Here is a 25,242-nt window from a genome sequence, read left to right as displayed (position 1 = left end):
AGCTACGCCCGGCCATCAGGGACGGTCAGGACGACGGGGACTGTTCCGGCGCTCTCAGGGGTCTTCCGGCGCCGGTGACCCCTTGAGTTCGTGGAAGCCCGGCGTCCCCGCGACCAGGAGCAGCCCGTCCCACAACCGCCCCGCGGCCTCGCCGGACGGGATCTCGGAGATCACCGGGCCGAAGAACGCCACCTGGCCCGCCGCGACGATCGGGGTGCCGACGTGCGGCCCGACGCGGTCGATCCCGCGTGCCGTGGACGCGCGCAGGAAGTCGTCGAGGGTGGTGTCGCCCGCCCGCTCCGCCAGCTCGGCGGGCAGCCCGGCCTCGGTCAGCGCGGCGGCGAAGTCCCAGTCGTCGCGCTTGCCGTACGCGGAGTAGAACGCGCCGAGCGCCTCCTTGCCGTGCTCCAGCTCGACGGCGGCGCAGACGCGGGCGGGGTACCAGAGGTAGCCCTCGGTGTCGCCCTCCGGGTCGACCTCCAGGTGCTCGTTGAGCGCGGAGAGGCTGAGCAGCTGCCAGCGCACGGTCACCGGCCGCACGCGGGTTACCTCCAGCAACCAGCGCGAGGCGTTCCAGGTGTACGGGCAGGACGGGTCGAGCCAGAAGTCGACGGTCACATGATTGGGCACGTCTAGAAAAGTACCGACATGAACGTGTCGACCTCGTGGAAGCCCACCTTGCGGTAGACCGCCCGCGCGGCCTGGTTGAAGTCGTTGACGTACAGCGACACCACCGGGGCGAAGCACGACAGCGCCGCCTCCACGACCGCCGCCATCCCGGCCACCGCGTGCCCGTGGCCGCGCAGCTCGGGAGCGACCCAGACGCCCTGGATCTGGCACGCCTGCGGGGTGACCGCCCCGATCTCGGCCTTGAACACCACCCGGCCGTCGTCGATGCGCGCGTAGGAGCGTCCGATGCGGATCAGCTCGGCCACCCGGGTGCGGTAGAGCGCCCCGCCGTCGCCGATGTTGGGCGAGACGCCGACCTCCTCGGTGAACATCGCCACGCACGCCGGCAACATCACGTCGAAGTCCTCCGGCCTGGCACGCCGCACGAGCGGGTCGGCGGCGACCGGCGACTTCTGGGTGGTGGCCATCACCGGCTGGCGCCAGCGGATCGCGCGGGCCCGGCCCCAGTACGGCTCCAGCCGCTCCCACAGCGGCCCGACCGCGTCGGCGGGTCCCACGATCGACGAGCAACGGCGGCCCTGGCGCCGGGCGCGGTCGGCGAAGGCGTGGACCGCCTCGGGACCGGCGTTGACCGGCACCATGTTGGCTCCGGCGTAGCAGAGCGACACGAGCGCGCCGCGCGGCCCGTATCCCCACATCTGCCCGCCCAGCCGGGCCGGATTGAGCCCGACGGTGCGAACCCTGGAGGCGACGAAGACGTTGGCGACCGGGTCGGTGTCGAGGAGTGCGATGACCTCGTCCCGATCGCTGTCGTCCAGGACGCGCGACGCCGAAGTACGCAGCATCACATGTGCAGCCTACCTCCGACGGACCAGGATCTCCGTGAGCCTCCCGCTTCCGGCTGCGGACATCCGCTCGGCGGGCCTCGGCCCCGGCATCGCCGGGCAGGTCGTGGCACGCGGCAGCGTGCCGTCGTTGAGGTAGCGCGCCAGGTGCCTGTCGATGCACGCGTTGCCCGCCAGCGAGACGCCGTGGTTGCCGCCCGGGTCCACCACCATGTGCGCGGTGGGCAGCAGCTTGGCCAGGTTGACAGCCCCGTTGTACGGCGTGGCGGCGTCGAGCCGCGACTGCAGCATCAGGATCGGCGGCAGCTTGTCGGAGCCCTTGACCTGCGGGGGCGTGCCACCGGGGACGGACCAGAACGCGCACGGCGCGTTGTACCAGGCGTTGGGCCACGTCATGAAGGGCGCCTTGCGGTGCATCGCGGTCATGTCGGAACGCCAGCGCGCCCAGTCGCGCGGCCAGGCGGCGTCGCGGCACTGCACGCCCAGGTAGACGGCGTAGCCGTTCTCGCTCTCCGCGTCGTTGGCCGCGTGCTGGCGGTAGGCACGGACGAGCCCGTCGACCTTGCCCTTGCGCACGTACGCGGACCAGGCGCCGGCCAGCTGCGGCCACACGGCGTCGGAGTATCCGGCCACGGTGAAGATGTCGTCGAGCTCGCTCGGGCCCACGATGCCGCCGGCCGGGCGCTCGCGCAGCCGCGAGCGCATCGTGTACCAGGCGAAGGTGGTCTGCTTGAGGTTGCGGCCCAGCTTGTAGATGGAGCGGTTGGCGGCGGTCCAGGCCAGGAAGGCCCGGTGCCGCTTGTCGAACGCGCGGTTCTGGGCGAGGTTGGCGTCGTACCAGACGGCGCCGGGGTCGACCGAGCTGTCGAGCACCAGCCGCTTGACGTGCGAGGGGAACAGGGTGGCGTAGAGCGCGCCCAGATAGGTGCCGTAGGAGTAGCCGAGGTAGCTGATGCGCTCCTCGCCCAGCGCCTGGCGGATGACGTCGAGGTCGCGGGCGGCGTTCTCGCTGGTCAGGTGCGGCAGCATCCAGGCCCACAGGTTGCCGCAACGCTGGGCGTAGTCCTTGGCCCTGCCGATGAGCGCGCTCTCCTCGGCCGGGGTGCGCGGCACGTGGTCGGGACGCGGCGGCGCGTAGTAGACCTCCGGGTCGACGCAGCGCAGGCTCGGCTCGCTGCGGCCCACCCCGCGCGGGTCGAAGCCGATCACGTCGTAGCGGTCGGCCAGCGAGGCCGGCAGCGCGGCGGCGACGTACTCCGCCAGCTCGCGCCCGCTCGCCCCCGGCCCTCCGGGGTTGACCAGCAGCGTGCCCAGGTGGTTGTGGTCACGCGACACCGTGCCGCGGATGCGGTTGAGGGCGATCTTGATCTGCTGGCCCATCGGGTCGCGGTGGTCGAGCGGCACGCGGACCGTCGCGCACTCCACGCCGGGCTGGTCGGGCGTACGGCGCTGCGAGGTGAGCCCGCGGAGCACCTGGTCCACCACGGACGGAGCCCGCCCGCACGGTCCCCATACGACCGTTCCCCGGGGGAATGTCCGGGCTTGCGCAACCCCGGTCAGCCCCGCACTCAGCAGCGTCAATACAGTGATCATCCCGACGGCCCGTTTCACGACTGGCATGCTCCCAAGCACGAACCGCCGGGACCTGGGCTATTGCCATTCTGTAATCACAAGATTGCACAGTGTTATATCGCCACGGCCTCCAACCCCGGGACGCGCGGACGGCGTTTCCTAGGACGAAAGGAGACGCATGGACCGATATGAGGGCTTCCGGGAGTTCGTCCACGCCCGGCAGCAATCGCTGATGCGCAGCGCCTACCTGCTGACCGGCGACGCCCACCTGGCAGAAGACCTGCTGCAGACCGTGCTGACCAAGGTCGCCAGGCACTGGCCCAAGCTGGCCGCAGGCGGCAGCCCGGAGGCCTACGCCCGCAAGGCGCTGATCAACCAGCACATCTCGTGGCGACGCCGGTTGCGCCGGGACGTACCCACCCCGGTCCTGCCCGAGCAGGGGCACGACGCGAGCGACGCCAGCCTGCACCGCCTGGCCCTCCAGGACGCCCTGGCCCGGCTGACGCCGCGCCAGCGTGCCGTCCTGGTGCTGCGTTTCTACGAGGACCGCTCGATCGAGGAGACCGCCGAACTGCTCGGCTGCTCCGCCGGGACGGTCAAGAGCCAGACCCACCACGCCCTGGGCCGGCTACGCGTCCTTGCCCCCGAACTCGCCGAGCTGCTGGAGGCCACGTCATGACCGACCTGTTCCGCGACCGCCTGGAAGACCTGGCCGACCAGGCTCCCTCCGGCCCCGGCGACCTGGCCGAGCGTGCCGTACGGGGCGCCCGGCGCCAGCGCGCCGGCACGCTGCTGTCCGCGCTGGCCGCGGTGATCGCCCTGTCGCTGGGCGCCGCCGCCGTGACCGTCGACCGCGGCGGCGACGACGGCGTCACCACCGGCACCGTCTCCGAGACGCTGCCCCCGTCCGGCGTGGGGCCGCTCAGCCACGCCTACTACGACTTCTGCGGCGAGAAGTGGAATCTCGGAGGCAACACGGCGAGCTTCTCCGGCCGCACGTGCACGCAGTGGAAGGTCGTCACCCGCTCGGGGCAGACCTACCGCATGCCGGAAGCGCTCAGCGTCTACACCGAACAGAGCGCCGAGAACTACATGAACACCGCGGCCCCCGTCGCCATCACGCCGGACGGCCTGCGCATCGCCTACTACGACGAGGCCGCCCAGCGCTTCGCCATGCGCGAGCTGGACAGCGGCAGGATCGTGCACAGCCCGCAGACCGTCACCCGCGCCGAGCTCGTCTCCCGCGGCACCGGGCTGATGCTCTCCCCCGACGGGCGCCGGATGGCCACCTACGACACGATCACCGACCTGGAGACCGGGGAGAGCACCGCCGTGCCCAAGGGCTGGTACACCACGAAGCTCGCGAGCGGAGACCTGCCCGCCGTGGTCACCAGCGAGCGCGGGCCGATCGGACTGCTGGCCGACGGTCAGGTCCGCGAGCTCTACCGGCCCAAGCACTGGTTCCGGGTCGCGGGGCTCACCCCCGACGGCACCGGCCTGGTCGGCATCACCGGCACCGTGCCCGCCGACCAGAACGTGACCGAGGAGGGCCAGATCCCGTACGACACCGTCGTCACCATCGACACAGAAACCGGCAAGGAACGCAGCCGCGCGGCGTTCACCGGCGCCCCGCCGGACATCTCCCCCTTGCGGACAGGCGTTCTCGACGAGCAGCGCATCCTCGTCGCCGACAGCCGCGTCGGCGGCCGCGAACGCACCGACCCGCCCACACTCGGCGACCGCATCTACACGATCGACAGGCAGACCGGCGAGGTACACGCGGTCGCAACCCTGACCTACCGCGGCTGGTCGGGCGACCTCATCGCCGCCGGGCTCTGAACCATCTCCACCGTGATCGCCCACCGCTCGTGATCACGCCACGCGCCGTCGACGAACTGGAAATCCGGCGAATAGCCCTCCTTCCTGAAGCCGACACGCCTGACCAGGTTGACGGAACGGGTGTTGCCAGGCTGGATGTTCGCCTCCAGCCTGTGCAACCCCAGCTCGCCGAAGGCATGCTCCACCACCAGGCCCAGCCCCTCCGTCATGTAACCGCGCCCGGCCGTCGACACGTAGGCGGCGTAGCCGAGCGTGGCCGTCTGCTTCGAGCCCCGCACGATGTCGTTGACGTTGACCCGGCCGACGATCTTGCCCGTACGTCTGTCGCAGACGAGCAGACCGACGTGCGGGCCCTCCTCGAAGCGCCGCAGGTAGGCGTCGAAGGCCTCTCTGTCGACGACGGGAGGGCCGGGCATCCACCGGGCGTGAAGGTCGGCGCTCTCGCGGTTGAGCACCGTGAGCTCGGCGAAGTCGCCACGGCCGATCGGGCGGATGGCTACGCGCTCGGCTTGGTGCAGATAGGCCATGGGTGGGACCTCTCGTGGTGTATTACTCGTGTTCGTGCGCTTACTCATCCTGGCCTTTTCGGCTGTGTGCACGCTGCTGCTCACCGGTGAACCCGCTCACGCGCGAGGCCAGGAATGCGCGCTGACCAGCCTCGGCGAACCGGCGATCGAGCTCTCGACAGAGATCGGCGACGGTGAGACCCTCCGGCCGATCACCACCAGGGCGACCATCTTGGTGCCGCGTACCTGGGAGATCGCCGCCGACCTGTTACGCGAGGAGCCCGACGCCGAGTACCGGTACGCGATGCGCTGCGTCCTGGGTGCCTGGTGGTGGCCCACCGACGACGGGTCGCGGCCCGTCGTCACGCTCACCGGCGAGCACATCTCCGTCGCCGCCAAGCTGAAGCGTTACCCGTGGCGGGAGCAGAAGGAGTATCGAGCCTTCTGGGAGTGGGACGTGCGCCCCGGCGCGTGGACCCTGCGGCTGCTGCCCGCCAACAGCGCGTCGGCCTGGGAGGCCATCCCACCCGTGGTCTCCGTCGCCGAATGGCGCGCGGTGCGCGTCACCGCGAAGGGAATGGCGATCAAGCAGCTCTCCCCCCAGCCCACCTCACGCGACGGCCGTACCCTCGTCTGGACTCCCGCCGGAGGCGAGCGCCTGCCCATCCAGGTCGTCCTGGCCCCGTCCACCGCCGACGACCTGGTCTTCGGCGTCAACGCGTGGCCGGCGTGGATGTCGATGCTGCAGTACTACGCGGCCAACCTGACCTTCTTCATCCTTCTGGCGGTCCTGGCCGTCCGCCTGCATCGCCGCCACGGACCCGCCGGACGGCGCGTGGCCAGGGGCCTCGCCCTGGTGATCGCCGCAGCCGTCGTCATGCGCGCTCTGGCCCTGATCGACGACATCCTGCCCGCCGTGGCAGGCGTCTACAACTGGAAGAGCGCCTCCTACCTGACTCACCCAGGTGGCGAGCCACTCCCCGCCTATCACCTCGAGAACCAGCTGGGCGTGTGGCTGACTTCGGTGTGGGTGGTCGTCACCCCCGCCGTATGGTGCTCGCTGCTGGCCCTGATCGCGCTCCCCCTGTGGTGGCGCAGCCGGCCGGGCCGTGCCTGGCGCTGGCTCGTGGCCACCGGCCTGGCACTGCCCGTGGTCTTCGCCTGGGCGCTCACCCTCTACACGGTCAAGTATGCGTCCCTGTTCACGACAGGCGCCTCGAAACGGCTTGAGGTCAACACGCTGAACCTGGAGAACGTGATTCTCGCCGCCCTCCAAGGCCTGCTGATGGGCGTGGTTGTGCTCGGGCTGATCCGTCGCGTGCTCAACAGTTCACCGGACCGGCTGCCGATCATCGAGCGTGTCCACCGCCTCTTCGTCGTCCCCGCCCTAGCGGTCCTGGCGATCGCCTCCCCGATCCAGCACACGATCCGCCTGATGATCAGTGCGGAGGAATGGGCCTGGTTCAGCGAGGACACCGCGGTCGAATGGGGCCAGGACTTCCTGCTCGCCTACCCCCACGACCTCATCAACTGGGTCGCCGACCAGCAACACCTGCTCGTCCAGCTCGCCCTCCTCGTCGCCCTGCACCAGCTCAGAAAGCAGCCACTCGACCGCACCGCCAGGTTCCTGCTGGCCCTCCTTCTGATGGAAGCGGTAATGGGCTGGACCTGGGAATACGCCGGCCTCGACCTCCCCCTCGCCGCCATCGCCGGAACCGCTGCCCTGCTCGCATGCCTGCGCTGGGGCCGCCGCAGAAGCGTCATCCCCAGCGCGGGCGCCCAGAACCTCAGCGCCCGCCACCTCGCGGAGCTCGCACGCGAACAACGTCGGCTGGAGACCAGGGCCAGAGCACTCGACAGGAGCCTGTCCTCGGTGGAGACCGAATGGGACCGCGACGACTCCGATCGCAAGGAGATCAGTGACAGCCTGACCGCTCTGCGCCGCCGCGTCGGCCTCGGCGACGACCCCGCCATCACCCCACTCGACGTCGCCTTGTCATGGGGACCAGGGCGCAACTGGTGGCACAACGGCCGCATCGCGGCCAAATACACCCTCATCGCCGCCGTACCCGCCATGGCGATCAACACCTGGCTCACCTGGAGCGAGAACTTCCCCCGGCAACTGGCGACCAACTACTTCTCCCTGAACCAGCTCGCAGTCCACGTCCTGTCGTCGCTCGCCTTCTGGGCGTGCTCCGGCATGGTGCTCGGCTGCCTATGGCGTGAACTGCCCGGACGGCGGGGGTACACCAAGACCCTGGCGATCCTGCTCGCGGTCGCGATCGACGCGGCGGTGTACTTCGCCTTCCAGCTGGCTTCCGGAGTGTCGGCCGGATTCGAGCCGTACCTGATCAGCCTGGTGATGCAGTTCATCGTGCTGACGTGCGCGGGGGTCATGATGGACCTGCGGACGCTGCAACGACAGCGGAGCGTGTGGAGCCGTCGATTCGAGCCGTTGCTGGCGGTCTACCGGATCACGACGGCCAGCACGGCGGTGCCGATCCTGCTGGCGCAGGTGGTGGCGATCGTGGGGCTGTGGCAGCAGGTCAAGAACGGGGTCGACCTCGGGCCGGCGGTCGAGCCGAGCCGGGGCGGGACTACGCCGCAGCAGGGGACAGGGCCTTGAGGGCGGGTCACGGGCGCCTCACCCGATGAACACCCCCGGCCGCGCCATGGCGCTTCGCACCAGCATCCGGGGCCTTGCACGCGAACCACCCGAAGACCCCTGAACCGGGGGCTCCCCGTCCCCGACAACCGTCGCCAAGGGCAACCATGCGGGGGGTCCGGGGCGGCAGCCCAGGCCGGGGTCTGGGGGCTCGGCCCCCAGTGAGGGGAGCCCGACCCTGCCTGGCGCGAAGCGCCTCCGTGGGGAGGCCCTTGCCTTAGCCGACGGTCACCTGGGGCCCGGGGGCGTCGTCGTCGAGGTCGATCTCCACGCCCATCTCCTCGGCGATCCGCAGCGCCTCCTCGATCAGCGTCTCGACGATCTGCGACTCGGGCACGGTCTTGATGACCTCGCCCTTGACGAAGATCTGCCCCTTGCCGTTGCCCGAGGCGACGCCGAGGTCGGCCTCGCGAGCCTCGCCGGGCCCGTTGACGACGCACCCCATGACGGCCACGCGCAGCGGCACCGTGAGCCCTTCGAGGCCCGCCTGGACCTGCTCGGCCAGCGTGTACACGTCGACCTGGGCCCGACCGCACGACGGGCAGGAGACGATCTCGAGCCCGCGCTCCCGCAGCCCGAGGGATTCGAGGATCTGCGCGCCGACCTTGACCTCCTCGACGGGAGGGGCCGACAGCGAGACGCGGATGGTGTCGCCGATGCCCTCGGACAGCAGGGCGCCGAAGGCGACGGCGGACTTGATGGTGCCCTGGAAGGCGGGGCCCGCCTCGGTGACGCCGAGGTGGAGCGGGTAGTCGCACTTCTGGGCGAGCAGCCGGTAGGCGTTGACCATGACGACCGGGTCGTTGTGCTTGACCGAGATCTTGATGTCGCGGAAGTCGTGCTCCTCGAACAGGGAGCACTCCCACAGCGCGGACTCGACCAGCGCCTCGGGGGTGGCCTTGCCGTACTTCTGGAGCAGGCGCGGGTCGAGCGAGCCGGCGTTGACGCCGATGCGGATGGGGACGCCGTGGTCGCGGGCGGCGCGGGCGATCTCGCCGACCTTGTCGTCGAACTTCTTGATGTTGCCCGGGTTGACCCGGACCGCGGCGCAGCCCGCCTCGATGGCGGCGAAGACGTACTTCGGCTGGAAGTGGATGTCGGCGATGACGGGGATCTGCGACTTCTTGGCGATGATCGGCAGCGCTTCGGCGTCGTCCTGGGAGGGGACGGCGACGCGGACGATCTGGCAGCCGGAGGCGGTCAGTTCGGCGATCTGCTGCAGGGTGGCGTTGATGTCTGCCGTGACCGTGGTGGTCATGGACTGCACGGACACCGGCGCGTCGCCGCCGACCGGCACGTTGCCGACCATGATTTGGCGGGACGGGCGGCGTTCGGCGATCGGCTTGGGACGGACCGAGGGGATGCCGAGTGCTACAGAAGTCACCTTGACAGTTTAGGCGGTGAGCTCCCTAGCCCGAGCCCGGGCCCAGGCGTCGGCCGCCAGAACCTCACCCACAGTATCCGCCGATGTCACTGTATGTTCGGACACCACGCACGCAACTGTGTCCACGATGGATAGGAAAGGCAGGCGCCCTTCCTGGAAGGCCTCCACGCACACCTCGTTGGCCGCGTTGTAGACCGCAGGGGCCGTGCCGCCTGCCGTACCGACCTCGCGGGCCAGTGCCACGGCGGGGAAGGCCTCGTTGTCGAGCGGCTCGAAGGTCCACGTGTGGGCCTGGGTCCAGTCGACCGCGGCGGTGGCGCCGGGGACACGGTGCGGGTGACCGAGCGCCAGCGCGATCGGCAGGCGCATGTCGGGCGGGCTGGCCTGGGCGATGGTGGAGCCGTCGACGTACTCCACCATCGAGTGGATGATCGACTGCGGGTGCACGACCACCTCGATGCGGTCGAAGCCCAGGTCGAACAGCAGGTGGGCCTCGATCACCTCCAGCCCCTTGTTGACCAGGGTCGCGGAGTTGATCGTGATGACGGGCCCCATGTTCCACGTCGGGTGGGCCATGGCCATCTCGGGGGTGACGTCGGCGAGCTCGGAGCGCTTCCTGCCCCGGAACGGGCCGCCGGAGGCGGTGACGACCAGGCGCTTGACCGCGTCGGGGTCGTAGCCGTCGGGGCCGGCCGCCCACAGGCACTGCTGCAGCGCGGAGTGCTCGGAGTCGACGGGGAGCAGCTGGCCGGGCTTGGCCAGGCGCTTGACCAGGGGGCCGCCGATGATCAGCGACTCCTTGTTGGCCAGGGCGAGGGTGCGGCCCGCCTCCAGCGCGGCCAGCGTGGAGGTCAGGCCGAGGGCGCCGGTGATCGCGTTGAGCACGAGGGGGGCACCGGATCCGCCGCCTGCCGTACCTGCCGTCGAGGGCCACGTGGCGGCCTCGGCCACGCCCTCGTCGCCCGCCAGGACGGCGGCGCGCGAGCCGTGCGCGGCCAGCGCCTCGCGCAGGGAGGGTACGGCACGCGGGTCGGCCACCGCGACCGCCTCGGCACCGGACGCGGCCGCCTGCCGCGCGAGCAGATCGACCTTGCCGCCCCCGGCGGCGAGCGCGACCACGCGGAAGGCGCCGGGGTCGCGGCCGATGACGTCTAGCGCCTGGGTGCCGACGGAGCCGGTGGAGCCGAGGACGACGACGGGGCGGGAGTCAGGTGAGTGCACCCGTCCATTCTCGCGGTCCTGGACCGCGCCCCGGTACGGCGGGGCCGAGCCGAAATATGCAACCCCTGTGACAGCAGTTTATAAATGCCCCTTTTCCAAGAAATATCCCTATATCAAGAACCGCAAATCTTGAGAAATCGGGATATTGCTCTCGCTACCTTCCAACCTCAGATCAGGTTCCGGGAGGTACCTCATGCACCGCAGACTCGCTCTGCTCTCCGCTGTCGCCCTCGTCTCGGGGGGCACCTTTCTGACCACCGCACTGCCTGCCACCGCATCCACCGCTCCCCCGCCCGCCGAGGAGGAAGCCGCCGACACCAAGGCGGAACAGGGCGACGTCCTGGACTACTGGACCAAGTCCAAGATGCAGAACGCCCAGCCCCTGACCGTGCCCGCGCCCAAGACCGGCAGCAACGGCCAGGGCGAGCCCGGCCAGCCCAACACCAACAGCCCGTGGACCGCACCGCCCACCGACCCGCAGGCCGCCGTCAGCACCGGCTCCCAGTGGACCAAGGGCGGCGCCGTCGTCAAGACCACCGGCCGCGTCTTCTTCACCTACCAGGGACGCAACGCCTCCTGCTCCGGCAGCGCCGTGACCAGCACGAACCGCAGTGTCGTCGTCACCGCCGGACACTGCGTGAAGATGGGCGGCGAGTTCCACACGAACTGGGTCTTCGTGCCCGGCTACGACAACGGCAACCGGCCCTTCGGCACCTGGGTGGCGACCAAGCTGATCACCACCCCGCAGTGGAACGCCAAGGAGGACATCAACTTCGACATCGCCGCCGCCGTCGTCGCGCCCCAGTCGGGCAAGCGGCTGCAGGAGGTCGTCGGCGGACAGGGCATCGCGTTCAACCAGAACCGGCGCCAGCAGATGTACTCCTTCGGCTACCCCGCCGCCTCGCCGTACAACGGCTCGAAGCTGATCCACTGCGCCGGGCGGGCCTTCGACGACTTCCTGCTCTCGCGCGACCACGGACTCACGTGCAACATGACCGGCGGCTCCAGCGGCGGACCCTGGTTCGTCAACTTCAACGAGACCTCCGGCTCCGGCACGCTGAATTCGGTGAACAGTTTCAAGTACAACTTCGCGCCGAACTGGATGTTCGGCCCCTATTTCGGCAATGAGGCACAGGCCGTTTACAACGAGGCTCAGAACACCGACGCAACCTGAGGCTATTTGCCGAAAGTATCCACAAGAACACACTCCGTAGTGCAGACTCGGGGGCCATGACCCTGAGCACCCCCCTGCTGGCGGCCGCACCGCTCATAGCGGGCCTCATGGGCCCCGCAATCGTCGGCGCGGCCCCCTCGGAGCCGCACGTGGAGTCCCGGCCGATCGTCCGCTCCGCCGCGCAGGAGCGGACCCCGCCGGTGGCCGACATCGTCGAACGAGTCGCCACCCGAAGCGCCGCCGACCAGCGGCGCGTGCTCGCGTACTGGACTCCGGAACGCATGGCGGCAGCTCTGCCGATCAAGCTGCTCGACGAACTCCACAAGACCCTCGACGGCGACGGCCTGCTGAGCGGTCTCAGCAACCGGACCGGCCTCGGCGCCGCCCCCGAACTCGCCAACGGCGTCACGAAAGTCACCCCGCGCCGCCAGTCGGCACGCCCGCAGACCACCACCTTCGGGTCACGCTGGGTGACCGGTGGCGCCGTGGCCAAAACCACAGGACGCGTCTTCCTCACCCTCGACGGCGTCGACTTCGTCTGCTCCGCGGGCACCGTCAAATCCGCCAACAAGGACGTCGTCGTGACCGCCGGCCACTGCGTCAAGGACGGCCGCGGCGTCTGGGCCGAGAACTGGACCTTCGTCCCCGGCTACATCGAGGGCGGCGACCGCCCCTACGGCACCTTCACCGCGCGCCGCATGTTCGTCGCCGGACCCTGGTCGCGCTCGGCCGACGACAGCTACGACATCGCGATGGTGGCGCTCAACAAGTACGGCGGCAAGCACGTCGCCGACGCCGTCGGGACCCAGGACATCGCGTTCAACGCCGGGCGCGGCGGCCAGGTCTTCGGCTTCGGCTACCCCGCCGACCCGCCCTACGACGGCGAACGGCTCATCTACTGCGCCGGCCGCGTCCGCGACGACCCCCACGGCGCCACCCGCGACCAGGGACTCGGGTGCGACATGACCGCCGGGTCCAGCGGGGGGCCGTGGATGAGCGGATTCAACGCCTCCACGGGGCGGGGGACGGTGATGTCGGTGAGCAGCTTCAAGTACAGCGACGACCGGGAGACCATGTACGGGCCCTACTTCGGGGACGCGGCCAAGGCACTCTTCGGTACGGCGGAGCGGGCCTGACGACACGGACCTCCCAGTCGGCGGCTGAAGGGTCGGGCCCCCTGCTTGGGAGGCCGAAGCCCCCCGCGACCCCAGCCGCGGGGCTGCCGCCCCCTCAACCCCCGGTCGTTGCCGTGGGCGACGGGGTGAGTGTGGCGCTTGGGCATCGGGCCTGAAGCACCGCGCCGAGAAGGAGCCGGCGCAGCGGTGCACGGTGGATGCGGGCACGCCAAGGATGGGGGCCGACCTCGCGGCTGGCCCCCGCAGCCGGCGCACCTGGTCCTCCAACACTGCCGGAGCGCGGTGCGGGACGGTATACGGGCCCCGGGACCGATCGTGCAGCCCCGATTGGCCTTCGGCGTGCCGGCGACGGATCCGCTTGTCCCCCCGGCGAAGCCCCTCAGTGGCACTCCCCCCGTCTCCCCAGCGTCTCCACCGCCGCCGCCCCCGGCCGGGTCCACTGCGGCACCGGGCGGCTGGTCTCCCCCCACGTCGGGTTCCCCTCCGCGTCCGATCGCCAGGTCCAGCATGCCCCCCGCCCCTCAGGCCACCCCTCGGGCGTGTCCTCCCACGTCTCGCCCCGGCCGTACGGCGTCATGTCGAGCAGGCTCATCGAAGGGTTGACCGCCTCGTTCCCCCGCCCCGTCGTGGAGTAGGTGAGGAACACCCGCTCGCCGTCCCGCAGGTAACAGGCGATGACCCCCATGTCGCCCCCTACCGGCTCCGCCGTGTCGCGCACGGAGTACCACGGCTGCGTGTACCCCATGAAGTCGACGAACGGCGCCACCTCCTCCCACACCCCGGTGGTCACGATGGCGAAGGAGACGCCACGGGCGTTGAGGTAGACGGCGTCCTTCAGGTGCCAGGCGGCCCAGGTGCAGCCCTCGCACTGCCCCTGGTGCGGCGCTCCGTCGTGCCACATGTGCTTGTAGACGACGAGCTCGTCGCGCTCCTGGAACAGCTCCAGGAAGGGGACGGGTCCGGCGGCGCCGGTGACCTCGACGGTGCCGTCGAACTCGACCATCGGCAGCCGTCGGCGGGCCGCGGCGAGGGCGTCGCCTGCGCGGGTGTGGGCCTTCTCGCGGACGAGGAGCTCGTCGCGGGCGGCCTGCCAGGTGGCCAGGTCGACGATGGGTGGGCGGCCGGTCAGCCTGGTGGTCGTCTCGTCCGAGGTGGTCGTCATGGGGTCCTCCGTGATGTGTCGTTCCGATCGGGTCACGCGGCGCCGGTCGCGAGCGCGCCGGTGGCACCGGGACAGACTCGCGACGCGGCCGGAACTCATCGCGGAGGTGCTGGACGGGTGGTTCAGGTGCAGTGCTGGATGAGGTCGGCGCTCCAGTGCTCGAGGTTGTCGTACGACACCCAGCCGTGCTTCTTCGTTCCCGCCACCCGCACGTACACCCAGATCTTGCCGTAGTCGTTGATGACCATGCAGTGGAAGTACACCGTGGTGAGTTCCTTCAGGTACATGACGTTCCCGCAGGCCGAAAACGGACCGTTCTTCATGTTGCTGGGGTGCTTGACCGTGTCCCAGCCGTGGTCGTAGTTCCCGTGGGACCAGCCGCGGCATGAGGGCGCGGCGGTCCGCGCCTGGGCGGGGGCGCTCAGGCCGATGGTCCCGAGGAGCGCCAGCGCGGCACCTGTCGCGGTCAGGCGTGCGAACGTCGACTTCATCTCTGCCTCTTCTCGCTGGGGTGATGGTCGGCCTCACCTTCCTCCGGCGGGTGTTGAGGGCGTGTTGAGGCTGCGTTGAGCGCCGCTGTCACCGGCTCTCAGCGGGTGTCAGCGCCGTGGGAGCCCGGTGTTGGAGCGCCCGGCCAGCATCGGTGCCATGAACAACACCACCGCGCACACCGCCACCGCGACCCCCGCCACTAAGACCGTCACGAACACCGCCACGAAGACCGTCACCGCCGCCGGGGTTCTCCAGGTCCTGTTCGCCCTCGCCTTCCTGATCGTCCCGGTCGCCGGTCTCTTCTACGGAGCCGACGTCCAGGCGGCGGCGGAGGCCGAGCTGGCCAGGCAGGGCCTCGACCCCGGCCTGCTGGCCAGGAACAACCTGCACTTCGACGAGGGCGGGTACGCGCTGGTCATCCCGGCCGTCACCGCCGCGATCGCCGCCGTCCTGGCCTGGCTGAACCTGGCGGGCAGGCGCGCCGGACGCGTCCTCACCCTGATCGTCCAGCCGATCCTCCTCCTGCTCGACTTCTTCATCCTCACGAGCCAGCTGGCGCGGGCGGAGTACCTGCAGGGCATCCTCGGCGGCGGCGCCGACGCCGGGGCGATCCTGGCGGCGAGCGAGAGCGTCTACCCGGGCTGGCTGCTGGCGGTCTCGCAGGGGCGCATCTTCTTCACGATGGCGGCCTCGGCGGTGGTCATCGTGCTGCTGCTCCTCCCCTCGGCCCGCGCCTTCTTCCGCAGGTGACGTCACCACCCACCGTCCACGTGGGGTTTTGACGTTGCCGCCCGATAACGGGTGATGTCAGCCTGGCGGGTATGGCCACAGATGAGCGGCGCCGCTTCTCGGACCGCGGTCACCCCCGCCAGTACCTGCGAACCGCCGACCGCATCCTCGTGCACTGCCCGCGATGCGCGGGTTGTGCCGTCGTGACCCGGCAACGGGTGACGTGCCTGTCATGCGGATACGCCAAGGACGCGACCGGCATCGGCTGGTCGGGCAGGATCGGCACGCTCGCCTACGGGCGCTGCGGGACGTGCGGCCGCGACATCGAACGCCGCGGAAGCCGTACGGGAGCGCCCGCGCGATGGATGCCGGTGAGATGCCCCGGTTGCCGTGCGGTCACCCGCCTGCCCGTGAGGTGGTGGCCGCACGCGGCGTCGGGCGCCCCGACCGTCAGCGGCCTGGACCTGTGGCTGCAGACCCCGTGCCGGGGCCACGTGTTGTGGGCCTACGACGCCGGGCATCTCGACTTCCTCGAGCAGTACGTCCGCGCGGCGCTCCGCGAACGTGAGCCCCACCGCAACGGCAGCCTGGCCAGCCGCCTGCCCGGGTGGCTGAAGAGCGCCAAGCACCGCCAGGCCGTCCTGGCCGCCTGCGCCACCCTCAGGAAGCGCCTCTCCGACGCCGGTACGTGTAGAGAATGAACCCCTCGTGGAACCGGCCGACCTTGTCGTACAGAGCCCTGGCGGGGGCGTCTTCCAGCGTGTTCCAGTAGAGGCCGGGATGGCCGTGCTCCTCGGCGTCCCGTGCCACCCACTCGATCACCGCGCTCGCGACGCCGCGCCGCCGGGCGTCCGCATCGACGAAAAGGTCCGCCAGGTAGCATCTCCCGGCGGACCAGACGCTGGCGTGGAACAGATAGTGCGCGATGCCGACCATCCTGCCGTCGAGCCGGGCGGCGGCCCCGCGTACGCGCTCGTCGTCGAGCAGCCGCCGCCAGGTCGTCTCGTAGTCGTCGTCGCCGCGTTCGACCTCGAAGTGGGCGTCCTTGCCCCGGGCCAGCGACTCCCAGCAGGCACGGTCGGATTCGGTCAGCAGGGCGATCTCCACCGCCGCAGCCAGATACGAATGTCCTGTTTCTTCCACGCGAGCCCTATACCCGGGTAAAGGAAGACGAGCTCCGGCCGCGGCTCACTTCCAGCAGGATTCCAGCCGCCCCCTCGATCGTGGACCTCACCCGTAGAGGAGAGGAGGCCCGCGATGAGACGTCTGTGGGACTGGTGACGTGATCGTGGCGGCGCTGCACGGGAGTAAGCGCCGCACGGCACCCGGATGCGACCCACCTCCACGACAAACGACAGGCTGCGCCGGCCACAGGGCCGGCGCCGCCGCCGAACCTCAAACAGCTCCTAGAGCGCCAGCCCCGTCAGCACCATCGTCTTCTCGAAGGTCAGGTCCTCCATCGCCGACCGCAGCCCCTCGCGTCCGACGCCCGACTCCTTCACCCCGCCGTACGGCATCTGGTCGGCCCGGTACGACGGTACGTCGCCGATGATCACGCCGCCCACCTCCAGCTCCCGGTTCGCCCGGAAGGCGACGTCGAGCGAGCGGGTGAACACCCCGGCCTGCAGCCCGTACTTCGAGTCGTTCACGGAGGCGAACGCGGCGTCCACGGAAGGCACGGTCTCGATTACCATGACCGGCCCGAACACCTCCTCACACACGACCTTCGCCCCCGCGGGCACGTCGGCCAGGACGGTCGGCTCGATGGTGGCCCCATCGCGTCCGCCGCCCGCGAGCAGGCGGGCGCCGCCGGCGACGGCCTCCTGGATCCAGGATTCGACGCGGATGGCCGCGTCCTCCGACACCAGCGGACCGACCTGGGTCTTCTCGTCGAGCGGGTCGCCGGTGACGAGCCCGCCGACGGCTGTGAGCAGCTTGCCGGTGAACGCCTCGGAGACGGCCTCCTCGACGATCACCCGCTGGACGGCGATGCAGCTCTGCCCGGCCTGGTAGTTGGAGAACAGCGCGACGCGGGATGCGGCCCAGTCGAGGTCGGCGTCGGCCAGGACGACCGCGGCGGCGTTGCCGCCGAGCTCCAGGACGACGTGTTTCCTGGGCACCGAGTCCATGATCGAGTAGCCGACGGGCCCGGAGCCGGTGAAGGAGACGACGGGCAGGCGCGGGTCCTCGACGAGGGCGGAGGCGCGGGAGTTCTCGATCGGCAGCACCGAGAACATACCGGCGGGCAGGTCGGTCTCGGCGAGGATCTCGCCCAGCAGCAGCGACGACAGCGGTGTCGCGGGCGCGGGCTTGACGATGATCGGCGCGCCGACGGCGATCGCGGGGGCGACCTTGTGCGCGACGAGGTTGAGCGGGAAGTTGAAGGGCGTGATGGCCAGCACCGGGCCGTACGGCACGCGCGAGACGTAGGCGAGGCGCCCGGTGGCGGCGGGCTCGGTGTCGAGCCGCATCGCCGTACCCGACCAGCGCCGTGTCTCCTCGGCGGCGAAGCGGAAGGTGGAGATGGCCCGGCCGACCTCGCCGCGCGCCCAGAAGATGGGCTTGCCGTTCTCCGCGGTGATGAGCCTGGCGATCTCGTCGGCGCGCTCGGTCAGGCGGCGCGACACGTGGGCGAGGGCCTCGGCCCGCACGTGGACGGGGAGCGCGGCGGCTTCGCGCGTGACGGCCGCGGCCGCCGCGACGGCCTCCTCCACCTGGGCGTCGGTGGGCACGGAGTAGGTGCCCACGGCCTGCCCGGTGTGGGAGTTGGTCACGGTGAGCGAGGAGTCGCCGGTCGCGGGGCGCCCGGCCAGCCAGAAGGTGCGCACGTCCATACCCCCGACGCTATGCCACCGGCGCCGCGTGCCCGTACTCCACCCTGCACAAGAGCACCAGGTGACTCTGCCGTTACGAACAAACGGGGCTATGTAACAAAACTAGGACCAATTCGGGATGTTTACCGTGTGGGGCGGTTTGAAGCTTCGCCGCCATGGCTAAGGATCCGACCGGACAACTCAGCAGAAAGGCGTGGCTCCGTGAGCGAACACGTGACCTCGGCGCCACTCGGCCTCCAGGGAGCGTATCTGCTGGGCGAGCGGGCCAGCCATGACGAGCTGCGCACCCGGCTGCTCGACGTGGCCGTCTCCCTGCTGGCCACCGACGGCCCCGAGAGCCTGGCCATGCGCCGGATCGCCTCCGAGGCGGGCTGCTCCACGACGGTGATCTACACGATGTTCGGCAACCGGGAAGGCCTGGCCGAGGCGCTGTACCTGGAGGGGTTCGAGCGCATCAGGAAGCACCTGGAAGCGGTGCAGCCCCGCCACGACGCCTTCGAGTACCTGACCGCGCTGGGCCCCGCCTACCGTGCCGCCTGCCTGGGCGAGCCGCAGTACTACAGCCTGATGTTCGAGCGCGCCATCCCGGGATTCGAGCCGAGCGAGCGCGCCAGGACGCTGGCCAGGGCGGCGCTCAACCTCTTCGACCGGGTGATCTCCGACTGCATCTCCGCCGGGTACCTGGTGCCCACCCAGCCGCGCAAGATCGCCGACGCGCTGTGGGCGGCGGCGCAGGGGGCGATCAGCCTGGAACGTGCCGGGCACCTGCGCGACGGGCGCACCTACGACGCGGTCACCACGGCGACGATCTGCTGCTATCTGCGGAAGAACTGACGTCATCCGGACGTGACGGCCAGGGCGACCCACAACTCCGCGCGCACGCCGGGATCCTCCAGGTCCCGGCCGAGCAGTTCCGCCACGCGGCGCATGCGATAGCGCAGGGTGTGGCGGTGGATGCCGAGGTGCTGGGCCGCGTTGTCCCAGTGGCCGTTGCTGCCGAGGTAGGCGCGCAGCGACTCGACCAGGTCGGCGCGCGAGCCGTACTCCGCCAGCGGCGCCAGCAGGGAGCGGGCGAAGGCGCGTGAGGCGACGGGATCGAGCACGGACAGCAGGCCCTGGCCGGCCAGGTCGGCGAAGCGCACGCGCCCGCCGTCGCGCCGGGCGGCCTCCAGCGCCCGCTCGGCCTCCTCGACCGCCCCGGCGAGCGTGGAGTACGCGGCCTCCCGGCTGGCCCCGACGGGCCCGGGCAACCCGTCTGCGGGAGCGAGCACGATGTCGGCGGGAGCGAGCACGATGACGATCTCCCCTCGCGACACCGCGAACCCCGCCGACTCCGCCGCCTCGAGCGCCGTCTCCTCCGCCGCCAGCACCGTCACCGGCTCCCCCGGCAGCTCCTGCCCGATGGCGCCCAGCACCGCACGGGCCCGCTCGACCTCCCCCGCCAGCACCAGCTCCAGTACGGCGGCGCGGACCCGGCGCTCGGCCTCCCGCTGGGCGCGCCCGCGCTCGACGGCCAAGGTCAGCAAGGAGCCCGCGGCGTTGATCACCGTGTGTCCCACCGGCGTGAACGGCTGCTCGGAGCCCACCCCGAAGTACGCCCGCGGCCGCGCGCCCCCGCCGAGCGGCTGGACCACGACGTGCTGCCCCGGCTCGGAGAAGGCCAGGCTCGCGGGAGGCGGCCGCCAGGCGCCGCCGCGCCGCAAGCGCCCCAGCTCCCCCGTGACCGCACCGACCCGGGCTCCCGCCGTGGCGTGCCGTACGCGTCCTTCGTCGTCGAGCAGCACCGCCCACCCGCCGACCTCGCGCGCCAGCCGCTCGACCACCGCCTCCAGCCCTTCGAGCGCCGCCCTCGTCAGTCTGCCCTGCGCGGCGAACGCCCGGCTGAGCTCTTCGTACTGCTCGGCGGCCAGCAGCTCGCTGACCACCTTCCCGATGGCGATGAACGGCGTCTGCCTGGGCACCTCCACCAGCGGTAGCCCTGCCTCGCGTGCCGCCAGCACGAGCCCGGCGGGCGTCTCGGCGTGCGAGAGCCCCACCCCGAAGCCGAGCCCCGCGACGCCGCGCTCCACCAGCCGTCCGATGTAGTTCTCGTACGGCGCGGCCAGCCGCATGCCGGTGGTGAGCAGGAGTTCCCCGCCTTCGAGGAAGGGGGTCGGGTCCTCCAGCTCGCTGACCGCCACCCAGCGCAGCGCCGGAGCCCCGCCCACGAGCGTGGTGAGGTGGAGCCTGCGTACCACGGTGTCCAGAGTCGGCGGCACTTTTGTCCATTCAGCACTAATGGTTTGGATATATCGTGCCACAACGGAGTATCGGCCCTTTGCCGTCCCCGTCCTACCGTCGGGAGCATGAGTCTTCCGCAGGAGCGCCGCCTCGTCACCGCCGTCCCCGGCCCCAGGTCGCAGGAGCTGCTGGCCCGCAAGCAGGCCGCCGTCCCGCAGGGCATCGGCACCACCCTGCCCGTCTTCATCACCCGGGCGGGCGGCGGCGTCGTGGAGGACATCGACGGCAACAGCCTGATCGACTTCGGCGCGGGCATCGCGGTCACCAACGTGGGCAACGCGGCGCCGAAGGTCGTCGAGCGCGTCAGCAAGCAGGTCGCCGACTTCACCCACACCTGCTTCATGGTCACCCCGTACGAGTCGTACGTGGAGGTCTGCGAGAAGCTCAACGAGCTCACCCCCGGCGACCACGACAAGCGTTCGTTCCTGGTCAACAGCGGCGCGGAGGCGGTCGAGAATGCCGTCAAGATCGCCCGGCACGCCACCGGCCGCCAGGCGGTCGTCGTCTTCGACCACGGCTACCACGGCCGCACGCTGCTGACGATGACGCTGACCGCCAAGAACATGCCCTACAAGCACCGCTTCGGCCCGTTCGCGCCCGAGGTCTACCGGGTGCCGCTCGCCTACCCCTTCCGCGGCCCGAGCGACGCCTACGAACAGGCAGTCGACATGATCGAGAAGCAGATCGGCGCCGAGAACGTCGCCGCCGTGCTGATCGAGCCGATCGCCGGCGAGGGCGGCTTCATCGTGCCCGAGCGCGGCTTCCTGCCGAGGATCGCCGACTTCTGCAAGGACAACGGCATCGTCTTCATCGCCGACGAGGTGCAGACCGGCTTCGCCCGCACCGGCGACCTGTTCGCCTGCGAGGACGAGGGCGTCGTGCCCGACCTGATCTGCACCGCCAAGGGCATCGCGGGCGGGCTGCCGCTGGCCGCCGTCACGGGACGCGCCGAGATCATGGACAAGGTCCACGTGGGCGGCCTGGGCGGCACCTACGGCGGCAACCCGCTGGCCTGCCAGGCGGCGCTCGCCGTCCTGGAGACGATCGAGGCCGAGGACCTGGTCGCCAGGGCCCGCAGGATCGGCGAGATCATGCTCCCGCGCCTGGAGGCGATGCGGAGCCGGTTCCCGGTCATCGGCGACGTGCGCGGGCGCGGCGCGATGATCGCGATCGAGCTGGTCGAGCCCGGCACCAAGACCCCGAACGCGGCCGCCACGCAGGCCCTGGTCAAGGCGTGCCACGCCGAGGGCCTGCTGGTGCTGACCGCGGGCACGTACGGCAACGTGCTGCGGTTCCTGCCTCCGCTGGTCATGCCCGAGCACCTGCTGGAGGAGGGCCTGGGCATCCTGGAGAAGGCGTTGGGCGAGCTCTGATCAGCTCTTTACCCTGACCGTTTCCCGCTTTATCCCACAAAGAGGGGCATCCATCTTCAGGTGGATGTCCCTCTTTAGTGGTGTACGCCAGGCTCTCCTGGGGAAGCTGTACCCGCGCTTGACGCCCCCCTTGATCGAAGACGGCTATAACGGATCCGGTATAGGGCTGGGCGAGCGCTGCGAGGAGCGTGATGAACTGGGGTCCGACCGGAACGGTGGACGACATGGTGACGTTCGACCCAGAGGGCCTGTCATCGGCCCAACGCTTCGGCGACGCCTGTGTGGTCTGCCACAAGAAATGGCCGCGACCGCGGGTTCGCGTCGGCCGCCTTCCCGACGAAACAGCCGTCATGGCCTGCACCGACTGCGCGGAGGCCCTGTTCCCCGCCCCATTGGCCACAGTCGTGGCCTTCCCTCTCCGCTGACCCAGGGGGTAACGTTCCGTCAAGCCCATCGGCCCTGAAGGAGGCCATGTGACCTCACGACCGCCGAAAGGTGCGACGAGAATCCACCGGCTCCCCACCATTGCCCCCGATGTCCTGACACCCGCGCAGCGGGTGGGCCGCTCGTGCGTGTCGTGCCGCAAGCAGTGGCCGCTGCCCCGGGTGCGAATCGGCCGCCTGCCCGACGGTTCCCCCGTGATGGCCTGCTCCGACTGCGCCGAGGTGCTCGGGGTGGACTAGGAGCCGTCCCCCCTGGTCTCGACCAGGGAGGACCTCGGTGGCCATCTGCCGAGCGGTTCGCGGTCAGGCAGCCCGCACGAGGCTGTCGTCGCGCATGCCCCACGGCGAGCCGTACTCCTCGAGCATCGACAGGAACGGCACCGCGTCGAAGGCCTCGGGGCCCAGCACGCCGCTGCCCGACCACACGCCCGACGCGACGAGCTCCAGCGCGACGACGGGGTGGATGGCGGTCTGCCACACGACGGCCTGCGAGCCGTACTCCGCCATCGACCACTCGTTGTCGACCACGTGGTAGAGGTAGACCTCGCGCGGCGCCCCGTCGACGCCGACGCCCTTGACCCAGGTGCCGGCGCAGGTCTTGCCGCGCATGCGGGTGCCGAGCGTCGCCGGGTCGGGCAGCCGGGCCGCCACGAGGTCGCGCGGGGCGATCTCGGCCGCGCCGACGCGCACCTTCTCGGCGGTGTCGAGGCCGAGCTTGCGCAACGTCTTGAGCACGCCGATGAATTCCTGGCCGAGGCCGTACTTGAAGGTCACCCGCCGGGCGTCGATCCAGCGGGGCACCAGCAGCACCTCCTCGTGCTCGACGTTGACGCACTCGACCGGGCCGATGCCCTCGGGGAAGTCGAAGACCTCCGGCTCGCTGAACGGCTCGGTGGTGTGCCAGGCGCCGTCCTCCCAGACCACCGGAGGGTTGAGGCACTCCTCGATCGTGGTCCAGATGGAGAAGGTGGGGGCGAACTCGTAGCCGTCGACGACCAGGTTGGAGCCGTCGCGGATGCCGACCTCGTCGATGCGGCTGAACAGGTGGTCGGCGGCGTAGCGGGCGAAGATGTCGGCCAGTCCGGGCTCCACGCCCATGCCGACCAGGGCCAGCCGGCCCTTGGCGCGCCATTCGCCGTCGAGGGCGAACTGCTCGTCGCCGAGCTTGACGCCCGGCTTGCTGTACGGCTCGGCGGGATGCGGCCTGCTCAGCGACATCGCCATGTCGAGGTAGTGCGCGCCCGCGTCGAGGGCGGCTTCGAAGAGCGACATGGTGAAGCGCGGGTCGACCGCGTTGAACAACACGTCACACCGGTGTTCGCGTAGCGCCGCTGCCACCTCCGCCCGGTTCGAGGCGTCGAGCTGGATGGAGCTGAAGCGGGGATCGCCACCGGCCTTGGCGACGGCCTGTGCCGCCCGGTCCTGTTTGGAGTCGGCGACCACGACGTGCTCGAAGAATTTTCGGCGGGCGGCGATGGGCACGACCGCGGAGCCGACGCCTCCGGCTCCCACAAGCAGGATTCTCATGACGGGACTCTACTCGCTGACTGGTCGTTCAGCCAGTACTGACTGGCCATTCAGCCAGTTACAGTTTGGACAAAAAGAGAGACGCCCCGGTGTCGGGGGGAACACCCGGGGCGTCTCGGCAACCAGAACTCAGCTAACGATCTTGCGCCACCGTTCTTCCCAGGTGGCATAGCTAGTGCATTCCCGGTCCTGCGCGGCGCAAATCCCGGTGGAGCCGGGCAAGAAGTCGACCTTGGCGGCCTTGCCGTACGCCCTGCACACCTCGGCGGCGGCGCCGGTGCAGGCCTTCTGGCTCGCGGGCGCCAGGCCGGTCCAGGCGGCCGCCTCGGCCTGGGTGGAGGGAGCGGCGATCCAGCTCAGCCAGCGGTAGGCGCAGTCGGCGTTGGCTGTGCCCGCCGCCATCATCCAGGAGTCGGACCAGCCGATCGTGTGGTCGGCCTTGACCCGCTTGACCGGCCGGCCCGCCTTCTGCAGGCGGCTCCTGATGTACGGCGTGGCCTGGGCGTAGTCGATCTTCCCGGTGGCCAGGCCGGTGACGATCTCCAGCTCGCGGGTCCAGTAGTCGCGCTCGCCCGCTCCGAGCCTGCCCGCCAGCTCGTCGAGCTGCGCCGGGGTCAGCTTGGCCGGGTCGAGGCCGAAGGCGCGCGCGGCGTGGCCGATCGTCATCGGGGTGTCGCGCACGATCGCCCGCGGCGAGGTGTAGAGCGCCTCGGCCGTGGGCGCCTTGACGCGCGAGGAGTCGTAGACGGTTTCGTACGAGCCCCACAGGAACGGCACGCCGTAGGCGTCGTCGCCGCGCGTCACCTGCTCGCGCTGCCGCTTGCCGAGGTCGGCGTAGCCGGAGACCTTGGCGGTGTCGAGCCGCTGGGCGCGCTTGCCGTCGATCAGCTCGCCGGCCAGTTCGGGTCCGGCGGTGAAGACGTCGTAGGGGCGCTTGGCGAGCGCGGCCTCCAGCTCGGCGCGCGAGCCGACGACGTCGAGGCGGGCGATGCGGCAGCCGGTGGTGTCCTGGAAGTCGCTGGTCCAGTTGACCTTGGGCGTGGAGCCGCCGTATTCGATGTAGCCCTTGAAGGCGAGGATCTGCAGCGTGCCGTCGCTGGGGGTCGCCGTGGGAGTGGCGGACGGGCTCGGCGTGGGGGTGGCCGCGGGGGTCGGCGTGGGGCTGGGCGGCGGGGTGAACCCCGTGGTGAGCAACGTCGCCACCAGTGCGGTCGCGAGTGTACGGCTGCGCACCTGTCCCCCTCGGTCGTGCCTGGCTGTCTGCTGGAGCTTACCGCCGCACGGGAAGGGGGTGGGGGGGGGGGGGCGCCCCCCCCCCCCCCACCCCCGGGTGGGGGGGGGGGGGGGGCCGCGGGGGGGGCCCCCCCCGGGGGGGGGGGGGCCCCGGGGGGGGGGGGCGCGGCGGGGGGGGGGGGGGTGGTGGCGCCCCC

23 protein-coding genes are annotated in these 25,242 nt (G+C 70.7%); 10 read left to right on the top strand and 13 right to left on the bottom strand.

What is annotated here, in order from left to right:
* Window positions 1-54: 54 nt before the first annotated feature.
* Genes ACIBH1_RS38990 through ACIBH1_RS38980 form a run of 3 tightly spaced genes read right to left on the bottom strand, consistent with a single transcriptional unit; the run spans window position 55 to window position 2,948 of the window.
* Window positions 55-630 (bottom strand): disulfide bond formation protein DsbA, encoded by a 576-nt coding sequence (locus ACIBH1_RS38990; RefSeq protein ID WP_397319086.1) that lies wholly within the window; start codon window positions 628-630, stop codon window positions 55-57.
* 2 nt (window positions 631-632) lie between these two features.
* Window positions 633-1,475, bottom strand: coding sequence for a GNAT family N-acetyltransferase (locus ACIBH1_RS38985; RefSeq protein WP_397319255.1), 843 nt, complete (start codon window positions 1,473-1,475; stop codon window positions 633-635).
* Between the two features lie 12 nt (window positions 1,476-1,487).
* On the bottom strand, window positions 1,488-2,948 hold the full coding sequence (locus ACIBH1_RS38980) for an alpha/beta hydrolase (RefSeq protein WP_397319085.1): 1,461 nt from the start codon (window positions 2,946-2,948) through the stop codon (window positions 1,488-1,490).
* A gap of 277 nt (window positions 2,949-3,225) precedes the next feature.
* Here ACIBH1_RS38980 and ACIBH1_RS38975 point away from each other — a divergent pair, with 277 nt between their 5' ends.
* The gene (locus ACIBH1_RS38975) at window positions 3,226-3,726 is read left to right on the top strand and encodes a SigE family RNA polymerase sigma factor (protein ID WP_397319083.1); all 501 of its coding nucleotides are present in this window, start codon (window positions 3,226-3,228) and stop codon (window positions 3,724-3,726) included.
* Window positions 3,723-4,886, top strand: a complete 1,164-nt coding sequence (locus ACIBH1_RS38970; RefSeq protein ID WP_397319082.1) for a hypothetical protein — start codon at window positions 3,723-3,725, stop codon at window positions 4,884-4,886. Before ACIBH1_RS38975 ends, ACIBH1_RS38970 begins: the two co-directional genes overlap by 4 nt.
* Here the strand turns inward: ACIBH1_RS38970 and ACIBH1_RS38965 are convergent.
* Window positions 4,844-5,413, bottom strand: coding sequence for a GNAT family N-acetyltransferase (locus tag ACIBH1_RS38965; RefSeq protein ID WP_397319081.1), 570 nt, complete (start codon window positions 5,411-5,413; stop codon window positions 4,844-4,846). The two genes, ACIBH1_RS38970 and ACIBH1_RS38965, sit on opposite strands and share 43 nt — an antisense overlap.
* A gap of 28 nt (window positions 5,414-5,441) precedes the next feature.
* Here ACIBH1_RS38965 and ACIBH1_RS38960 point away from each other — a divergent pair, with 28 nt between their 5' ends.
* Window positions 5,442-8,018 (top strand): DUF6185 family protein, encoded by a 2,577-nt coding sequence (locus ACIBH1_RS38960; RefSeq protein ID WP_397319079.1) that lies wholly within the window; start codon window positions 5,442-5,444, stop codon window positions 8,016-8,018.
* Between the two features lie 256 nt (window positions 8,019-8,274).
* Here ACIBH1_RS38960 and ispG read toward each other — a convergent pair whose 3' ends face one another.
* On the bottom strand, window positions 8,275-9,441 hold the full coding sequence (gene ispG / locus ACIBH1_RS38955; protein ID WP_397319078.1) for a flavodoxin-dependent (E)-4-hydroxy-3-methylbut-2-enyl-diphosphate synthase: 1,167 nt from the start codon (window positions 9,439-9,441) through the stop codon (window positions 8,275-8,277).
* Between the two features lie 9 nt (window positions 9,442-9,450).
* Window positions 9,451-10,662, bottom strand: coding sequence for a 1-deoxy-D-xylulose-5-phosphate reductoisomerase (gene dxr / locus ACIBH1_RS38950; RefSeq protein WP_397319077.1), 1,212 nt, complete (start codon window positions 10,660-10,662; stop codon window positions 9,451-9,453).
* Window positions 10,663-10,855: 193 nt separating this feature from the next.
* Between dxr and ACIBH1_RS38945 the strand changes: the two genes are divergently transcribed.
* Together ACIBH1_RS38945 and ACIBH1_RS38940 are read left to right on the top strand one after the other, a co-directional pair.
* Window positions 10,856-11,836, top strand: coding sequence for a trypsin-like serine peptidase (locus tag ACIBH1_RS38945; protein WP_397319075.1), 981 nt, complete (start codon window positions 10,856-10,858; stop codon window positions 11,834-11,836).
* A gap of 56 nt (window positions 11,837-11,892) precedes the next feature.
* Complete coding sequence (locus ACIBH1_RS38940; protein WP_397319074.1) at window positions 11,893-12,972, top strand: trypsin-like serine peptidase; 1,080 nt, start codon at window positions 11,893-11,895, stop codon at window positions 12,970-12,972.
* Between the two features lie 379 nt (window positions 12,973-13,351).
* Here ACIBH1_RS38940 and ACIBH1_RS38935 read toward each other — a convergent pair whose 3' ends face one another.
* Window positions 13,352-14,134, bottom strand: coding sequence for a DUF899 family protein (locus ACIBH1_RS38935; protein WP_397319073.1), 783 nt, complete (start codon window positions 14,132-14,134; stop codon window positions 13,352-13,354).
* Between the two features lie 122 nt (window positions 14,135-14,256).
* Entirely contained in the window at window positions 14,257-14,625 is a 369-nt protein-coding gene (locus ACIBH1_RS38930; RefSeq protein WP_397319071.1) for a hypothetical protein, read from the bottom strand.
* 157 nt (window positions 14,626-14,782) lie between these two features.
* Between ACIBH1_RS38930 and ACIBH1_RS38925 the strand changes: the two genes are divergently transcribed.
* Window positions 14,783-15,376, top strand: a complete 594-nt coding sequence (locus ACIBH1_RS38925) for a hypothetical protein (RefSeq protein ID WP_397319070.1) — start codon at window positions 14,783-14,785, stop codon at window positions 15,374-15,376.
* A 71-nt stretch (window positions 15,377-15,447) separates the two neighbouring features.
* Window positions 15,448-16,056, top strand: a complete 609-nt coding sequence (locus ACIBH1_RS38920) for a hypothetical protein (RefSeq protein ID WP_397319069.1) — start codon at window positions 15,448-15,450, stop codon at window positions 16,054-16,056.
* Here the strand turns inward: ACIBH1_RS38920 and ACIBH1_RS38915 are convergent.
* Entirely contained in the window at window positions 16,016-16,498 is a 483-nt protein-coding gene (locus ACIBH1_RS38915) for a GNAT family N-acetyltransferase (RefSeq protein WP_397319068.1), read from the bottom strand. The two genes, ACIBH1_RS38920 and ACIBH1_RS38915, sit on opposite strands and share 41 nt — an antisense overlap.
* A gap of 263 nt (window positions 16,499-16,761) precedes the next feature.
* Window positions 16,762-18,189: an aldehyde dehydrogenase family protein gene (locus ACIBH1_RS38910; protein WP_397319067.1), complete on the bottom strand. Its 1,428-nt coding sequence runs from the start codon at window positions 18,187-18,189 to the stop codon at window positions 16,762-16,764.
* A gap of 201 nt (window positions 18,190-18,390) precedes the next feature.
* Between ACIBH1_RS38910 and ACIBH1_RS38905 the strand changes: the two genes are divergently transcribed.
* Entirely contained in the window at window positions 18,391-19,023 is a 633-nt protein-coding gene (locus ACIBH1_RS38905) for a TetR/AcrR family transcriptional regulator (protein WP_397319066.1), read from the top strand.
* A 2-nt stretch (window positions 19,024-19,025) separates the two neighbouring features.
* Here the strand turns inward: ACIBH1_RS38905 and ACIBH1_RS38900 are convergent, their stop codons facing one another.
* The gene (locus ACIBH1_RS38900; RefSeq protein ID WP_397319065.1) at window positions 19,026-20,426 is read right to left on the bottom strand and encodes a PucR family transcriptional regulator; all 1,401 of its coding nucleotides are present in this window, start codon (window positions 20,424-20,426) and stop codon (window positions 19,026-19,028) included.
* A gap of 108 nt (window positions 20,427-20,534) precedes the next feature.
* On the opposite strand from ACIBH1_RS38900, the gene gabT reads away from it, so the two are divergent.
* Both gabT and ACIBH1_RS38890 read left to right on the top strand, forming a co-directional pair.
* Entirely contained in the window at window positions 20,535-21,842 is a 1,308-nt protein-coding gene (gabT, locus tag ACIBH1_RS38895; protein ID WP_397319064.1) for a 4-aminobutyrate--2-oxoglutarate transaminase, read from the top strand.
* A gap of 473 nt (window positions 21,843-22,315) precedes the next feature.
* Complete coding sequence (locus ACIBH1_RS38890; RefSeq protein ID WP_397319063.1) at window positions 22,316-22,525, top strand: hypothetical protein; 210 nt, start codon at window positions 22,316-22,318, stop codon at window positions 22,523-22,525.
* Between the two features lie 63 nt (window positions 22,526-22,588).
* On the opposite strand, the gene ACIBH1_RS38885 is transcribed toward ACIBH1_RS38890, so the two are convergent.
* Both ACIBH1_RS38885 and ACIBH1_RS38880 read right to left on the bottom strand, forming a co-directional pair.
* Window positions 22,589-23,812, bottom strand: a complete 1,224-nt coding sequence (locus ACIBH1_RS38885; RefSeq protein WP_397319062.1) for a saccharopine dehydrogenase family protein — start codon at window positions 23,810-23,812, stop codon at window positions 22,589-22,591.
* Between the two features lie 129 nt (window positions 23,813-23,941).
* Entirely contained in the window at window positions 23,942-25,045 is a 1,104-nt protein-coding gene (locus ACIBH1_RS38880; protein WP_397319061.1) for an extracellular solute-binding protein, read from the bottom strand.
* Window positions 25,046-25,242: the final 197 nt, after the last annotated feature.

It is taken from the genome of Nonomuraea sp. NPDC050663, assembly GCF_044456985.1.
In the GTDB taxonomy this organism is placed as follows: Bacteria; Actinomycetota; Actinomycetes; order Streptosporangiales; family Streptosporangiaceae; genus Nonomuraea.
The sequence above is the reverse complement of the archived record's forward strand: the minus strand, read 5'-3'. Positions and strand labels throughout refer to the sequence as shown.

Excerpts from the sequence above, each read along its gene's own strand:
- ACIBH1_RS38985 (WP_397319255.1), bottom strand. The coding sequence starts at position 1,475 with ATGCTGCGTACTTCGGCGTCGCGCGTCCTGGACGACAGCGATCGGGAC.
- ACIBH1_RS38975 (WP_397319083.1), top strand. The coding sequence starts at position 3,226 with ATGGACCGATATGAGGGCTTCCGGGAGTTCGTCCACGCCCGGCAGCAA.
- ACIBH1_RS38970 (WP_397319082.1), top strand. The coding sequence starts at position 3,723 with ATGACCGACCTGTTCCGCGACCGCCTGGAAGACCTGGCCGACCAGGCT.
- ACIBH1_RS38965 (WP_397319081.1), bottom strand. The coding sequence starts at position 5,413 with ATGGCCTATCTGCACCAAGCCGAGCGCGTAGCCATCCGCCCGATCGGC.
- ACIBH1_RS38945 (WP_397319075.1), top strand. The coding sequence starts at position 10,856 with ATGCACCGCAGACTCGCTCTGCTCTCCGCTGTCGCCCTCGTCTCGGGG.
- ACIBH1_RS38940 (WP_397319074.1), top strand. The coding sequence starts at position 11,893 with ATGACCCTGAGCACCCCCCTGCTGGCGGCCGCACCGCTCATAGCGGGC.
- ACIBH1_RS38935 (WP_397319073.1), bottom strand. The coding sequence starts at position 14,134 with ATGACGACCACCTCGGACGAGACGACCACCAGGCTGACCGGCCGCCCA.
- ACIBH1_RS38930 (WP_397319071.1), bottom strand. The coding sequence starts at position 14,625 with ATGAAGTCGACGTTCGCACGCCTGACCGCGACAGGTGCCGCGCTGGCG.
- ACIBH1_RS38925 (WP_397319070.1), top strand. The coding sequence starts at position 14,783 with ATGAACAACACCACCGCGCACACCGCCACCGCGACCCCCGCCACTAAG.
- ACIBH1_RS38920 (WP_397319069.1), top strand. The coding sequence starts at position 15,448 with ATGGCCACAGATGAGCGGCGCCGCTTCTCGGACCGCGGTCACCCCCGC.
- ACIBH1_RS38910 (WP_397319067.1), bottom strand. The coding sequence starts at position 18,189 with ATGGACGTGCGCACCTTCTGGCTGGCCGGGCGCCCCGCGACCGGCGAC.
- gabT (WP_397319064.1), top strand. The coding sequence starts at position 20,535 with ATGAGTCTTCCGCAGGAGCGCCGCCTCGTCACCGCCGTCCCCGGCCCC.
- ACIBH1_RS38885 (WP_397319062.1), bottom strand. The coding sequence starts at position 23,812 with ATGAGAATCCTGCTTGTGGGAGCCGGAGGCGTCGGCTCCGCGGTCGTG.